The organism is Cellulosimicrobium sp. G4 BAM 1002 (assembly GCF_057126935.1).
Map to the genome: position 1 here is coordinate 1,356,514 of NZ_CP182109.1, position 14,033 is coordinate 1,370,546.

Below are 14,033 nucleotides of genomic sequence, written 5' to 3' on the forward strand. Positions count from 1 at the left end.
GCGTCCGACACCGGGCGACGGATTATCCGCCGCGGACCGTCGCGCCACGGCGTGCGGCCCGGACCGCCGCGATCGTCGCGCAGGCAGTGCACAGGCAAGTGAGGAACGTCTCCCATGACCACGCAGGACCCGGCCACCCCGACCGCCACCCCGACGGCCGCGCCCAGCGCGGAGGCCGCACGCACCGCGATCCGCAAGGCCCGCGGCGCGCTCTCCCGCTACCGCGTCCTCGCGATCATCACTGGTGTCATGCTCCTGATCCTGTGCGTCGAGATGCTCGTCAAGTACGGCGTCGGCGCGTTCGTCGACGTCGACGGCGTCATGCAGTACGTCTCGTGGATCCCCTTCGCGCACGGCTGGGTCTACGTCGTCTACCTCGTCACGGTCCTTGACCTGTGGACCAAGATGCGCTGGGGCTGGGGCCGCCTCGCGACGATGGTGTTCGCGGGCGTGGTGCCGGTCATGTCGTTCATCCTCGAGAAGAAGGTGCACGCGGAGGCCGAGTCCAAGCTCGCCGTGCTGGAGGAGCAGTACACGTCATGACGGCGGCCCTCGCGCCCCTCGTCGAGCCCGGCCCCGAGCTGACCACCGCGGAGCTCGAGCGGTACGCGCGCCACCTCGCGCTCCCCGGCGTCGGGACCGAGGGACAGCGCCGCCTCGCCGCCGCGCGCGTGCTCGTCGTCGGCGCGGGCGGGCTCGGCAGTCCCGCGCTCCTCTACCTCGCCGCCGCGGGCGTCGGCACGATCGGCATCGTCGACGACGACGTCGTCGACACGTCCAACCTCCAGCGTCAGGTCATCCACGGCGGGCCCGACGTCGGGCGCCGCAAGGTCGACTCCGCGCGCGAGACCATCGCCGACGTGAACCCGCACGTGCGCGTGGTCGAGCACGCGGTGCGGCTCGACGCGGAGAACGCGCTCGACGTCCTGCGCGGCTACGACGTCGTGCTCGACGGCGCCGACAACTTCCCCACGCGCTACCTCGTCTCGGACGCCGCGGAGATCCTCGGGCTCCCCGTCGTCTGGGGCTCGATCTACCGGTTCCAGGGCCAGGTCAGCGTCTTCTGGCGCGCGCCGCGGTTCGCGGTGCCCGACGACGCCCCGAGCCCCGGCGGTCCCACCGCCAACACCGACGCCCCGGCCGAGGCGGGCCTGCGCGGTGTCACGTACCGCGACGTGTTCCCCGTCCCCCCGCCCCCCGGGGCGGCACCCGACTGCGCGACGGGCGGCGTCTTCGGCGCGATGTGCGGGACCGTCGGGTCGGTCATGGCGACCGAGGCGATCAAGCTCCTCACCGGCGCCGGTACGACGCTGCTGGGCCGCCTCGCCGTCTACGACGCGCTCGACCTCTCCTGGCGACAGCTCACCGTGCGCGCCGACCCGACGCGCGAGCCCGTCACCGCCCTCCTCCCCGGCGACGACGCCTACGCCGCGTTCTGCGGGCTCGGCCCGGCCGTCCCGCCGTCCGGCACCACGGCGAACACCGGCCGGCCCGTCCCGGGTGCAGGGACGACGTCGGGCACGGGAACGGTGACGGGGGAGCGCGACGTCACGCCGCGCGACGCCGCGGCCCTCCTGGCCGACCCCGCCGCCGCACCGTTCCTGCTCGACGTGCGCGAGGACTGGGAGGCGCAGGTGCGCCCCCTGCCGGGTGCGACGCTCGTCCCGAGCGGCGCGTTCGCAGGAGGTCAGGCCGCGGAGGCCGCGCTCGCGGATCTTCCGAAGGACCGGCCGGTGCTCGTCGTGTGCGCGGTGGGCGGTCGCTCGGCGCGCGTGGCCGACGCCGCACGCGCCGCCGGGATCGACGCCCGCTCCGTCGTCGGCGGGGTCCCGGCGCTCCTCGCCGAGCTCACCCCGACCCCGCCCGCGAGGGAGAACCAAGGCCTGCCGAAGTAGAACCGTGGTGGCGCGAGGTAGAACTGTGGTTGGTCGAGGTAGAACCGTGGTCTGCCGAAGTAGAACCGTGGTCGTGTCCGACGGCGGTCTGGTCGCCCTGGGTGTCGGGGTGGGTGGGGGCGCCGCGTCTTCCATCCGCCGCTCGTTCCTCGCGGCTCCCGCCAGGCCCGACCACGACGCGGCGCCCCCACCCACCCCTCCGGCGTCGTCCCACCCTGGTCCGTGCTCACCCGGGCGACCGCCCGGGCGTTCGGCGAGCATGTCTTTGCGGCTCATCCTGGTCGTCTGACGGGCCATGACGGCATGCTCGACCGGCCGGAACCGCATGGTCGCCACGAGCCCGGGCGCGCACCGCTTCGCCCCAGCATGCGCGAGCCGTCGCCGTCGCCGGACCACGGTTCTACTTCGTGGGACCACGGTTCTACCTCGGCCGACCGGAGTTCGACTTCGTGAGACCAGGGTTCTACCTGGGCGGACCAGGGTTCTACCTCGGCGGGCCCGCGACGCGACGTCGCCCCGCACGCGAACCCGACCACAGCACGCCCAACCCGGCCCAGACGCCGACGCCGCCCCGCACGCCGACCCGGCCGCGGGACGCCCGCGCGACCACAGCACCGACAGACCCCCCGGCCGCGGACCTGACCACGAGACGGGACACGTCGTCGGCCTGTCAGAGGGCGAGGTCGAGGCGGCCCTCCGGGGACGAGCTCGCGAGCGCACCCTCGCGGCGGGGGATGCGCCCGGCACCGGCGGCGAGACGCCCGGACTCGACGGCGAGGCGCATCGCGTGCGCCATGCGCACCGGGTCGGCGGCGCGCGTGACGGCGGTCGCGAGGAGGACGCCGTCGCACCCGAGCTCCATGGCGAGCGCGGCGTCGGACGCCGTCCCGATCCCCGCGTCGAGGATCACCGGGACGCGCGCCGCGGAGGCGATCGCCTCGATGTTGCGGGGGTTGAGGATGCCCAGGCCGGAGCCGATCGGTGCGCCGAGGGGCATCACCGCGGCACAGCCGACGTCTTCGAGCCGGCGCGCGAGGATCGGGTCGTCGTTCGTGTAGGGCAGCACGACGAAGCCGTCGCGCACGAGCTGCTCGGCTGCCTCGACGAGGCCGATCGGGTCGGGCAGGAGCGTCACGTCGTCGGCGATCACCTCGAGCTTGACCCACTCGGTGCCGCACGCCTCGCGCGCGAGGTGCGCCGTGAGCACGGCCTCGCGCGCCGAGAAGCACCCCGCGGTGTTGGGCAGCGCGCGGATGCCGAGGCGCGCGAGCAGGGTCCAGATCCCGGCGTCGGGGCTCGCCTCACCGCCCGCCCGCACCGCGACGCGGCGCATCGCCACGGTCGTCAGTGCGGTCCCGGACGCGACGAGGGCGTCCTCGAGAGTGAGCAGGTTCGCTGCGCCGCCCGTGCCCATGACGAGCCGGGAGCCGACCGTCGTCCCGGCGACGACGAGGGGGTCGGAGGCGGAGGTGGTCGCCCGGGCCGCGGGGGAGATGTCGGTCGTGGTCACTGTTCCTCCTCAGCCACCCTGGACGGCGGTGACGATCTCGATGCGGTCTCCTGGCGCGACGACCGTGGTGGCCCAGGCACCGCGCGGTACGACGGCGTCGTCCACGGCGACGGCGACACCCTGCGGTGTCCCGTCGGCGACGAATGCGGGCACGAGCGCGGCGACGAGACGCTCGAGCTCGACGGGTTCGGCGAGCGGATACGGCTCGCCGTTGACGAGCGCTGTCGGGGCGGGTGCGGTCATGGGTACCACCTCGGTGTCGTGGCGGGCTGACGTGCCGCCGGGACGGTGCCGAACCGGGGGCTGTTGGCCAGCTCGGGCGCAGCCTGGCGCACGAACCCGGGTTCGGCGAAGCGGTCGGGGTCGGTCGGGGCGAGGGCGCGCGCGACCCCGGGGGGAAGCGGGTCGCCCGTGAGCCGCGTGACGACCGCGTCGGCGGTGAGCGGGGCGAGCAGGATGCCGTTGCGGCCGTGACCTGTCGCGAGGTGCAGGCCGGGGACCGAGGTCGGGCCGACGAGCGGCAGGTTGTCGGGCGTCGCCGGGCGGGCGCGCGGCGTGACGTCGACGAGCGCGGCCTCGTCGATCCCGGGCAGCAGGGCGCGCGCGTCGCGGAGCAGCGCGAAGACGCCCCCGGCGGTGGCTCGCCGGTCGTCGGGGTTCTCCTCGGTCGTCGCCCCGACGACGACCTCCCGGTGACCCGCGCGCGGCCCGTCCGGGGAGGGATCGCGCGGCACGACGTACACCGGGCGGCCCTGCACGAGACCCCGTACGACGTGCTGGAGCGCGAGGTCCGGCCCGGCGTCGAGACGCAGCGTCTGGCCCTTCACCGGTCGCGTCGGCACCGCGATGCCCGGGACGTCCGCGACCAGCGCGCCGGTCTGCCAGCCCACGGCGAGCACGACCGCACCCGCACGGTGGAGCCGGCCCGCGTCGTCGTGCACGCCCGTGACCCGCCCGGTGGCGTCGAACGCGAGCCGGGTGGCGGCGGCGCGCACGACGGCGGTGCCCCGCCCCAGGGCTCCGGCGCCGAGCGTCGCGAGGAGCGCGGCGTGCGTCGCGCGCGGGTCGACCGCGTGGTCCCCGGGCGCCCACGCGGCCCCTGCCACGCGCGGGCCGAGGAACGGCTCACGGCGACGCGCGTCGGTGACGGAGATCTCGCTCGACGCGAGGCCGAGGGTCGCGTGCAGCGCGAGGACACGGCGCAGCAGCGCCAGGTCGTCCGCGTCGTACGCGAGCGTGAGGGTCCCGGCGGCACGGAACCCGACGCCGAGCCCGGTCGCCGCCTCGAGCTCCACCGCGAACGTCGGCCAGGACGCGGCAGCGGCGACATGGAGAGGCAGCGCGTCGTCCTCGCCGAAGTCGGCCTCGGTCACGGGGGCGAGCATCCCGGCGGCGGCGTGCGTGGCGCCGTCCCCGGGGGACGGGTCCAGCACGGTGACGGTCAGGCCTGCGCGCGTCGCACGCCACGCCACGGCGAGGCCCACGATGCCGCCGCCCACGACGACGACGTCGCGTACGCCGTCGGGCGCGCCGGAGGCGGGCGCCACGGACGGCGCGGTGACAGGGGGACTCATGTGCGCTCCCTTCGCTGGCATGACCCAGATCAGGTTCGACGGTCGGCTCCTGCGCCCTCTCAGCCCGTGCGGGCTCCCGTGCTGTCGGCCACAGTACCGCCTGCACCGGGCGGCCCGGGGCTAGGCTCCGGCGGGTGAGCACCGAGACCTTCGCCACGTCCGCCGCGTCGACCCCGGGCGCAGGTTCCGGCCCGCGCGCCCGTCTCGCCGACGCACGCCTGTACCTGTGCACGGACGCGCGCGAGGAACGCGGCGACCTGGAGGACTTCCTCCACGCCGCGCTGGCGGGCGGCGTCGACGTCGTGCAGCTGCGCGACAAGTCGCTCGACGTCGCGCGCGAGCTCGAGCTCCAGGAGCTCGTCGCGCGGGTCGCGACCGAGCACGGTGCGCTGTGGGCCGTCAACGACCGCGCGGACGTCGCGGCGCTCACGAGGGCGCCGGTGGTGCACATGGGCCAGGGAGACCTGCCCGTCCCGGCCGCGCGCTCCCTCCTCGGTCCCGGGCCCGTGCTGGGCCGGTCGACCCACTCCGCGGAGCAGGCGGCGACGGCGGAGGCCGACCCCGCCGTCGACTACTTCTGCGTCGGGCCGCTCTGGGCGACGCCGACGAAGCCCGGTCGCGCCGCCGTAGGGCTGGACCTCCTGCGCGAGGTCGCCGCGACCCGTCCTACGACGCCGTGGTTCGCGATCGGCGGCATCGATGCCGGACGGCTCGACGCGGTGCTCGACGCCGGGGCGACGCGCGTCGTCGTCGTGCGAGCCATCACCCAGGCGCCCGACCCCGAGCGCGCGGCGCGCGACCTGCGCGACCGGATCGTCGCAGCCTGACCCGGCTCCTGGGCCGCCGGCGAGGTGGGTGCATGGGGACATCTGCCCACCCGGGTGGGTTCCGTCCCTGCTGTCCGGTATGCCATGGTCGACGACGGGTCGCCGCCCGACCGTCGGGCGGCGGTGGACCGTCCGACTCGGGGGATCATGAACCGCACACGCTCGTCGCTCACCGCACTGACCGTCGTCGTCACGCTCGCGCTGTCGGGCTGCGGGCTCCTCGGCGGGTCCGGGGACGACGCAGACACACCTGCGGCCGGTGCGGCGGAGGCCGGTGACGGCACGAAGGCCGGTGACGGCGGGTCCGCAGAGCCGGGCGCGGCGCGCGTCGGCGACGCCGTCATGGCCGAGCAGACCGTCGACACCCCGAGCGGCGAGCTCGGAGGGACTCTCACGACCACGCTGCGCTCCGTCGAGGTCCAGGACGAGGTGCTGACCGTGCGGTGGGCGCTGCGGTGGGACAACGACGCCCAGCCCGACGACGCGTCCGCGAGCCACCTGGACCTCGGGATCGACTGGGTCCTCACCGCGACGGACCCCGTGGGCCTCGTCCAGTACCGCCCGTTCTGCACCGAGGGCTCGTGGAAGGGCAGCTCGCCCGACCCGCAGCAGTGCAGCTACCACATCGTCGGGTCGCCGCGGTACCCGTTCGACGGGTTCGTCAACCACGCGACGATCGAGGCGTGGGCCCAGCTCCCGGTGCCCGAGGGCACGCCCGCGACCATCGACGTCCTGCCCGGTCAGGGGCTGCCCGCCTTCACGGCGGCGGAGATCACCTACCTCGACGGTGCCGAGTGACGCCGAACCGCAGCCCGGTGCACCGCCTCGTCGCCACGGTCCTCGCGGCCGGTGCGCTCGTGGCCGGTCCGACCGCCGCCGTCGCCTCGCCGGCGAGCGCGGCACCTGCCGCGTCGGACGACGCCTCCACCCGCCACGACGAGCTCGTCGCGGAGGTCGAGCAGGCGCTCGCGGACGAGCGCGACGCGATCCTCACCGAGGCGAGCACCGAGACGCTCACCGACGCGATGCGGGAGGACGCGACCCATCCGCTGGCCGTCGACGACTCGACGTTCCCGCTGGACGTCGACGACGCGACGACGGGCCTCGAGACGACGCGCGAGGAGGCCGGGGAGACGGTGGTCGTGCTCACGGCGGACCTCATGTTCCCGTTCGACGAGTCGGCGCTCACGGCCGAGGCCGCGGCCGCGCTCGCCGAGCTGGTCGGCCAGATCCCGCAGGGCGCAGCCGTCGCAGTCGGCGGGCACACCGACTCGATGGGAACCGATGCGAGCAACGACGAGCTGTCGGCCGCGCGGGCCGAGTCCGTCGCGACTGTGCTGCGGGCCGAGCGACCGGACCTGACCCTGACGGTCGAGGGCCACGGCAGCAGGATGCCGGTCGCGGAGAACACCGTCGGTGGGCAGGACAACCCGGCCGGTCGAGCGCAGAACCGCCGCGTCGAGCTGTCGTTCGAGGGCTCGTGAGGCCCACGTCGCAGCGACGGCGGCCCGGCGCATGACCGCGGTCCTCGCCGCCGTGCTCTCCGGCCTCGCGCTCGTCCTCGGGGTGGCGGTCCTCGCCGTGAGCGGTCGACGCAGCGGACGGGCGCGCGCCGTCGATCGCGTGCGGGTCCCGGCGCGCTCGCTCTCCGAGAGGTGGACGCTGGGCGGGGGTGAGCACCTCGTCGAGTACCCCGGGCCGGACGGTGCGCCGTTGCGCGCGACGATCGTCGTCACGCGCGTCACCGCACCGGGTCAGCCCTACCTCTTCGACGGCTGGGTGTGGGTGGCGCGCGACGACCCGACCGACGTCGTCAGCCGGACGTGGGGCCGGCAGTCCGGGTCGTTCGTCACGATGATCCTCGGAATCATCCTCCTCGTGATGGCGTTCGGCCTGGGTCTCACGGCGGGCATCGTCGCGTTCGTGGGCACGCTGCCGAGCTGACGCGACGGAAGCGGGGCCGGGCACGGTTCGGACCGCCGGCGCTCGCCAACTATCCTGTTCCGGTGACCGCAACCCCCGCCGCAGCCACCACCACTCCCGTCGCGAGCGCGACGCCCCGGCCCGTGCTCGTCGTCGACTTCGGCGCGCAGTACGCCCAGCTCATCGCGCGTCGCGTGCGCGAGGCGAAGGTGTACTCCGAGATCGTGCCGCACACCTTCACCGTCGAGCAGATGCTCGCGAAGGACCCGGTCGCCATCATCCTGTCCGGCGGGCCGTCGTCCGTGTACGCGACCGGAGCGCCCTTCGTGGACCCGGCGCTCTTCGAGGCCGGCGTGCCGGTCATGGGCATCTGCTACGGGTTCCAGGCGATGGCCAAGGCGCTCGGCGGCGAGGTCGCCCAGACCGGCCTGCGCGAGTACGGCGGCACCGAGGTCGAGGTGTGCTCCGCCGGGGTCCTCCTCGCCGAGACCCCCGAGAACCAGACCACGTGGATGAGCCACGGCGACGCCGTGCACCGCGCGCCCGAGGGCTTCGAGGTCCTCGCGACCTCGTCCGGCTCCCCGGTCGCGGCGTTCGAGGACCGCGCGCGCCGCCTGTTCGGCGTGCAGTGGCATCCCGAGGTCAAGCACTCCGCGCACGGCCAGACCGTGCTCGAGCACTTCCTGTACGACGGCGCCGGGCTCGCCCCGGACTGGACGCCCGGCAACGTCATCGCCGACCAGGTCGCGGCGATCCGTGCGCAGGTCGGCGACGCGCGCGTCATCTGCGGGCTGTCCGGCGGTGTCGACTCGTCCGTCGCGGCGGCGCTCGTGCAGAAAGCCGTCGGTGACCAGCTCACCTGTGTGTTCGTCGACCACGGGCTCCTGCGAGCGGGCGAGGCCGAGCAGGTCGAGCGCGACTTCGTCGCCGCCACCGGCGTGCGCCTCGTCGTGCGCGACGAGCGCCAGCGGTTCCTCACGGCGCTCGCGGGGCACAGCGACCCCGAGACGAAGCGCAAGATCATCGGCCGCGAGTTCATCCGCGTGTTCGAGGACGCCGCACGCGACGTCGTCGCCGAGGCGGGCGAGCACGGCGAAGAGGTCAAGTTCCTCGTCCAGGGCACGCTCTACCCCGACGTCGTCGAGTCCGGCGGCGGCGAGGGAGCGGCGAACATCAAGTCGCACCACAACGTCGGCGGCCTCCCCGACGACCTGCAGTTCTCGCTCGTCGAGCCCCTGCGCACGCTGTTCAAGGACGAGGTCCGTGCCGTCGGGCTCGAGCTCGGCGTCCCCGAGGAGATCGTCTGGCGCCAGCCGTTCCCCGGCCCCGGGCTCGGCATCCGCATCGTCGGCGAGGTCACGGGCGACCGGCTCGAGACCCTGCGCGCCGCCGACGCCATCGCGCGCGAGGAGCTCACCAAGGCCGGCCTCGACCGCGAGATCTGGCAGTGCCCCGTCGTGCTGCTCGCCGACGTCCGCTCCGTCGGCGTCCAGGGCGACGGCCGCACCTACGGGCACCCGATCGTGCTGCGCCCGGTGTCGTCCGAGGACGCCATGACCGCCGACTGGACGCGCCTGCCCTACGACGTGCTGTCCGTCATCTCCACGCGTATCACCAACGAGGTCGCCGACGTGAACCGCGTCGTCCTCGACGTGACGAGCAAGCCGCCGGGCACGATCGAGTGGGAGTGAGCACCAGGCTCGGGTGACATCCGGCTCGGGCAGCGTGTCGGGCGGCGCGGGGTCGGGGGACGCCGCCGCGGCTACCATCCGCGCCGCTCGTTCCTCGCGTCGCTCCCGCCAGGCCCGCCACGCCGCGGCGTCGTCCCCCGACCCCGCGCCTTCGCGGTCGGCCCCACCTCGTGGAGGCGGTCACCGGGCCCCGCGGTGGGTTGGTGGTCAGCGGGTGCGGGCTGTGGTGAGCGTGGACGCTCGGGCGTAGGCGGCCTCGACGTCCGCGAGGACGCGGGGCCAGCCTGCGGAGGACGGGACGTCGCGGTTGTGGGCGACGATCTCGTCCAGCAGGCCAGGTTCGGTCGCGAGGCGGACGAGCGCGTCGGTGAGGCCGGCGTCGTCGTCGGCGAGGAGCGCGTCGACGCCGTCGGTGAGGCGCTCGGCGACGCCCGACTGCGAGCGGGTCACGACGGCGAGGCCCGCCGCCTGGCCCTCGAGGGCCGCGATGCCGAACGCCTCCTCCACGGCCGGTGCGGCGAACACGTCGGCGCGCGCGTAGAGGCGCTTCAGGCCGGTCGCGTCGAGGCGCCCCGGCAGCGAGACGACGCTGCCCAGGCCGTGCTCGGTGACGAACCGGCGTGCCGCGGCGAGCTCGGGGCCGTCCCCGGCCAGGGTGACGTGGAGTGCGCCCTCGGGAAGGCGCGCGACGGCGTCGCGCACGACCTCGAGCAGCGGGAGCACGCGCTTGCGCGGCGCGAACCGTGTCGCCGCGACGACGTGCACGGCGGGGCCCTCCATGCGGTCCGCGCGCTCGGTGCGCGGCACGCGCCACGCGTCCAGGTCGAGGCCGTTGTGCAGCACCACGACCTCGCCCCGGTCGCCGACGATGCGGCGCAGGGGGGCGGCCGTCAGCTCGCTCACGGCCGACCACAGCACGGGCCAGCGCGACCACCGCACGACGCGGTCGAGCGCGGCGAACGCGCGGTCGGCGCCGCCCCACACGCTGTGCACCGTGAGCACGGCGGGCAGCCCTGCACGCACCACCGTGCGCAGCGACGCCTGGGTCGAGGGCGTGAGCACACCCATGTGCAGGTGCACGACGTCGGGGCGCGCGTCGCGCAGGATCCTCGCCACGTGGTGCGGGGCGCGCGGGTGGACGGGGTAGCCGCCCGGGACACGCGCGGCGATCCGGTGGACCGTGACCACGCCGTCCTGCTCGGTGGTGACGCCGTGCGCCCCTGGACGCGCCGGTGTCGTGCAGACCACCGAGACGTCGTGCCCCGCGTCCGCCTGCTGCTGCGCGAGCCGCGCGACCTGGGTCTCGATCCCGCCGAGCAGGGGCAGGTAGCAGTCGGTCAGGTGGGTGATGCGCACGGACGGCATCCTCCCATCCCGGGGCGCTCGCGCCGCCGTCGGCCTCCCTGTGGTGCGCGTTCGCCGCGCGCAGGCAGGCCGTCGTCGCTACCGTGGTCCCGAATGGGTGGTTCGACCGTCCTGAGGAGGGGTACCGCGCCGAGCGGGCCGGAGCCGGGACGGCTCAGGTGGGTCCTGACGAAGGGGAGAACGCGCCATGTCGAGCACCGTCACCGTCACACCGGCCAAGGGGGCGCGCGGCATCGGCCTCGTGTCGATCATCGCCGGCATCATCCTCATCCTCGCGGGCATCGGGACGTGGATCGTCGTGTCGAACCAGCTCTCGGCCGAGGAGATCACCGTCTCGGACGACGCGGCGTTCATGGCCGGGCGCCATGTGAACGGCCCGCTGACCGCGTACGCGCAGGCGGAGGTCATCAACAAGCACGCGCTCGAGGCGAGCGACGGCCAGACCTACGCCCAGCTCGACCAGGACGACCCGACGCGCCAGACCGTCATGACGGCCTCCTTCCTCCGCGCCTCCCTTTTCACCTCGGTGGTCGCGTTCGGGGTCGCGGCGCTCGTCGTGGGGCTGGGCGTCCTGTTCGTCCTCGTGGGCATCGCGCTCCGTCGGCTCGCGGGTGGCCCGAGCGTCGCCGTCGAGACGCCCGCCGCGTACACCTCGTCGGGGGACCTGTCGGACGCCGGGCGGCACGTCGCCCCGCCGCACGCCGCTCCCACCACACCGCCCGTGCGGCCCGAGCCGACGCCTCCGGCCGAGTCGCCCCGCCGCACGTCCTCGCTCTCCACACCGGGTGCCGAGGCTCGCGCCGCCGCGGCGGGCGCATCCCCGGGCACGGCGCGCGCAGCCACCACGGAGCCGACCGGAGCACCGGAGACCGGCACCCCGACGGCTCCGGGTGCCTCCCCCGGGACCGCGGCCGGTACGGCTCCGACGACCGAGACGTCGTCCAGCGCCGTGCCGCCGACCAGCCCTGGACCGACGACCTCGCCCGAGCGGCGGGACGACGGACCGACCCCCTGATCTCTCCGGCCGCCCGTCCGGGCGCCGATGACCCGCTCTCGTCGGGTCGCACCGCAGAGAGCGTGCGGGACGGCGTCGCTCGGGCACACCGAAGGGCCGTGACACGAACGTCACGGCCCTTCGGCGTTGTCCGGGACCCTCCGGTCGGAACCCGGTTCTGCAGGTCCGGCGAGGCGCGCGTCAGCCGCGACGGCGGCGTGCGCCCGAGACGATCGAGCCGACGACGAGCGTGACGCCCGCGACGGCGAGCACGAGGATCGCCGCGAGGCCCATGTCGACGCGAGCACCCATCGCCGCGGCGAGCACCACCGCGCCGAACGCGATGATCACGAACCCCCACACGATCGTCGCGACCCGCGGGCCGCGCCGAACCGGGGGTGGCTCGGGGGTCCCGAGCGGGCCGGGCGTCGTTCCCGTCGTCGGCGCCTGGGGCGTCCCGACGGGCGTCACGTCGAGGGGTTGGTCGAGCGGCACCGTCCGATCGGGCGTCGACGGCAACGGCTCGGTCGCCCGGTCGCCGGGCTCGGTCGCCCGGTCGTCGAACAGCTCGTCGCCCAGCGGACGGGTCTCGTCGTCTGCGGCATGCTCACGGTTCATGGGGTCGCTCATCAGTTCTCCTCGATCGTGACCTGGCCGGCGCCGACGACGACCTCCAGGACGAGCAGCGGGTCGGCTCCGGCATCCACCTCGTCGTTCTCGAACGTCACCGGCTGCGTGCTGACGCCGCCGACCTCGCGGAAGTCACCGTCCACCTGCCAGCGGGCGCTGCCCGCGAGCACCTGGACGTCCGCTCGGACGGGCACGCCGTCCGGCACGATCACCCGGACGTCGCCGGCACCGAGCTGGACCGGGACCTCGACCGGGGAGTCGTCGGTCGCGTCCGACAGGTCGAGGTCGGAGAGGTCGATCGTCGGGTCGCCCCAGCGCACCCCGAACCCCTCCTCGGCGACCTCGGGATCGGTCACCCGGTGCAACCCGTCCTCGACCGTCCGCGTGCCGTCGAAGGTGAGGAGCTCCGGCTCCGAGCGCCAGGCTGCGGCCGGCAGGGCGACGACGAGGGCCAGCACCGCGAGCGCCCCGAGGCCCCCGCTCGTGCGGCCGCGCAGGCCGCTCACGACGATGGCCAGACCCGCGAGCACGACCGACGCGCCCGCCCAGGTGAGGAACACCGGCCAGGCCAGGTCACCCTGCCGGTCGACCACGAGCAGCAGCGCGCCGAGCAGCAGGCTCATCCCGACGACGACCCCCGTCATGGCCGAGCCAGGCCCCTTCGGGCGGGGAGGACGGGGAGGCTTCGCCACGGGCGGTGGGACCGGAGCGACCGGCGGCACCGGGGGCCGCGGCGTGGCCGCGGACGGCTCCGAGAGGTACGGGGGGAGCGGTGCGGTCGCGGTCGGACCACCGGCCGCGTACGGCCCGGCCTGCGCGGCCCACGTCGCGTGGTCCTGCACGGGGGCCGGACCGGACGGCGTTCCCGGCGATCCCCACGGGGCGTCGACGGGCGCGGTCGGGGGGACCGGCGTCGGGCCCGTGGGTCCGTACCCGGGACCGCCCGGTCCCTGCCAGCCCGGGCCCTGAGGGCCGAGTGGCGGCGTGGGAGGCGTCGCCCGGCCGCGCGGGCCGCGCTGGGTGATCGCCGAGACCGCCACGACGGCGATCGTCACGATCGCGGCGACCCAGAACAGGCCGGTCAGCCAGCCGAGGTGGAGGGCGTCCCACCACGACCACCAGCCGCCGCTCCAGGAGAGGCCGACGACGACCGACGCGGCGGCACCGAGCAGCGCGACGTCCACGTTCCCGCGCAGGGCCTCCTGGAGATGGATGCGGCCGTCGCGACGCTCGGGGAGCAGCGCCCACGCCACGCCGTAGAGGACGAACCCGGCGCCCGCGAGGAAGAACGTCACGAAGAGGATGCCGCGCACGATGAGCGGGTCGATGCGGAAGCGCTCCGCCACCCCGGCGGCGACACCGCCGATCCAGCGGTCGTCGGACCGGTAGATGCCGACCCGGCGCACGGCGTCGAAGAAGCCGTCCGCACCGGGCGGCCGGGGCGCGCCCGTGCCTGCAGGCGGGGGAGCCGCAGGGCCGCCCTGCGGGCCGGGGCCCGGCTGGGCGCTCGCCGCGGGGTCCGCGGACGGCCCCGCCGCGTGGGCACCGGGCTGCGTGCCGGGATCGGGAAGGTCAGGAGTGCTCATGGCTCCATGCTGGTCCCCGGGCGGCGCCGGCGGTATCG

General features: G+C 75.2%; 14 protein-coding genes and 1 riboswitch. Of the genes, 8 read left to right on the forward strand and 6 right to left on the reverse strand.

The features are described from left to right. Positions 1 to 114 precede the first annotated feature (114 nt). Together ACMXGY_RS06160 and ACMXGY_RS06165 are read left to right on the forward strand one after the other, a co-directional pair. The gene (locus ACMXGY_RS06160) at positions 115 to 543 is read left to right on the forward strand and encodes a DUF3817 domain-containing protein (RefSeq protein ID WP_483775979.1); all 429 of its coding nucleotides are present in this window, start codon (positions 115 to 117) and stop codon (positions 541 to 543) included. Beyond that, the gene (locus tag ACMXGY_RS06165) at positions 540 to 1,895 is read left to right on the forward strand and encodes a ThiF family adenylyltransferase (RefSeq protein ID WP_483775980.1); all 1,356 of its coding nucleotides are present in this window, start codon (positions 540 to 542) and stop codon (positions 1,893 to 1,895) included. Before ACMXGY_RS06160 ends, ACMXGY_RS06165 begins: the two co-directional genes overlap by 4 nt. 670 nt (positions 1,896 to 2,565) lie before the next feature. Here the strand turns inward: ACMXGY_RS06165 and ACMXGY_RS06170 are convergent. The 3 genes from ACMXGY_RS06170 to thiO form a co-directional block, all read right to left on the reverse strand. Further along, positions 2,566 to 3,309: a thiazole synthase gene (locus ACMXGY_RS06170; RefSeq protein WP_483776799.1), complete on the reverse strand. Its 744-nt coding sequence runs from the start codon at positions 3,307 to 3,309 to the stop codon at positions 2,566 to 2,568. 105 nt (positions 3,310 to 3,414) lie between these two features. After that, on the reverse strand, positions 3,415 to 3,648 hold the full coding sequence (gene thiS / locus ACMXGY_RS06175) for a sulfur carrier protein ThiS (protein WP_483775981.1): 234 nt from the start codon (positions 3,646 to 3,648) through the stop codon (positions 3,415 to 3,417). Next, positions 3,645 to 4,979: a glycine oxidase ThiO gene (gene thiO, locus ACMXGY_RS06180; RefSeq protein WP_483775982.1), complete on the reverse strand. Its 1,335-nt coding sequence runs from the start codon at positions 4,977 to 4,979 to the stop codon at positions 3,645 to 3,647. Before thiO ends, thiS begins: the two co-directional genes overlap by 4 nt. 4 nt (positions 4,980 to 4,983) lie before the next feature. Next, positions 4,984 to 5,061: riboswitch (TPP riboswitch) on the reverse strand. A gap of 52 nt (positions 5,062 to 5,113) precedes the next feature. Between thiO and thiE the strand changes: the two genes are divergently transcribed. The 5 genes from thiE to guaA all read left to right on the forward strand — a co-directional run bounded on the left by thiE (position 5,114) and on the right by guaA (position 9,420). Further along, positions 5,114 to 5,806, forward strand: a complete 693-nt coding sequence (thiE, locus tag ACMXGY_RS06185) for a thiamine phosphate synthase (protein ID WP_483775983.1) — start codon at positions 5,114 to 5,116, stop codon at positions 5,804 to 5,806. 147 nt (positions 5,807 to 5,953) lie between these two features. Beyond that, positions 5,954 to 6,604 carry a hypothetical protein gene (locus ACMXGY_RS06190; protein WP_483775984.1) on the forward strand — a complete coding sequence of 217 codons (651 nt, stop codon included), beginning with the start codon at positions 5,954 to 5,956 and terminating at the stop codon, positions 6,602 to 6,604. Then, positions 6,601 to 7,290 (forward strand): OmpA family protein, encoded by a 690-nt coding sequence (locus tag ACMXGY_RS06195; protein ID WP_483775985.1) that lies wholly within the window; start codon positions 6,601 to 6,603, stop codon positions 7,288 to 7,290. The genes ACMXGY_RS06190 and ACMXGY_RS06195 overlap by 4 nt, the downstream gene beginning before the upstream one ends. Before the next feature lie 31 nt (positions 7,291 to 7,321). After that, complete coding sequence (locus tag ACMXGY_RS06200; RefSeq protein WP_483775986.1) at positions 7,322 to 7,750, forward strand: hypothetical protein; 429 nt, start codon at positions 7,322 to 7,324, stop codon at positions 7,748 to 7,750. Positions 7,751 to 7,812: 62 nt separating this feature from the next. Next, positions 7,813 to 9,420 (forward strand): glutamine-hydrolyzing GMP synthase, encoded by a 1,608-nt coding sequence (gene guaA / locus ACMXGY_RS06205; RefSeq protein ID WP_483775987.1) that lies wholly within the window; start codon positions 7,813 to 7,815, stop codon positions 9,418 to 9,420. Between the two features lie 207 nt (positions 9,421 to 9,627). Here guaA and ACMXGY_RS06210 read toward each other — a convergent pair whose 3' ends face one another. Beyond that, positions 9,628 to 10,785, reverse strand: a complete 1,158-nt coding sequence (locus ACMXGY_RS06210; RefSeq protein WP_483775988.1) for a glycosyltransferase family 4 protein — start codon at positions 10,783 to 10,785, stop codon at positions 9,628 to 9,630. A 187-nt stretch (positions 10,786 to 10,972) separates the two neighbouring features. On the opposite strand from ACMXGY_RS06210, the gene ACMXGY_RS06215 reads away from it, so the two are divergent. Beyond that, a complete protein-coding gene (locus tag ACMXGY_RS06215) occupies positions 10,973 to 11,800 on the forward strand; it encodes a hypothetical protein (protein WP_483775989.1) in 828 nt (275 codons plus the stop codon). A 180-nt stretch (positions 11,801 to 11,980) separates the two neighbouring features. On the opposite strand, the gene ACMXGY_RS06220 is transcribed toward ACMXGY_RS06215, so the two are convergent. Continuing rightward, entirely contained in the window at positions 11,981 to 12,409 is a 429-nt protein-coding gene (locus tag ACMXGY_RS06220; protein WP_483775990.1) for a hypothetical protein, read from the reverse strand. Continuing rightward, a complete protein-coding gene (locus ACMXGY_RS06225) occupies positions 12,409 to 13,995 on the reverse strand; it encodes a PspC domain-containing protein (protein WP_483775991.1) in 1,587 nt (528 codons plus the stop codon). Before ACMXGY_RS06225 ends, ACMXGY_RS06220 begins: the two co-directional genes overlap by 1 nt. Between the last annotated feature and the right edge of the window lie 38 nt (positions 13,996 to 14,033).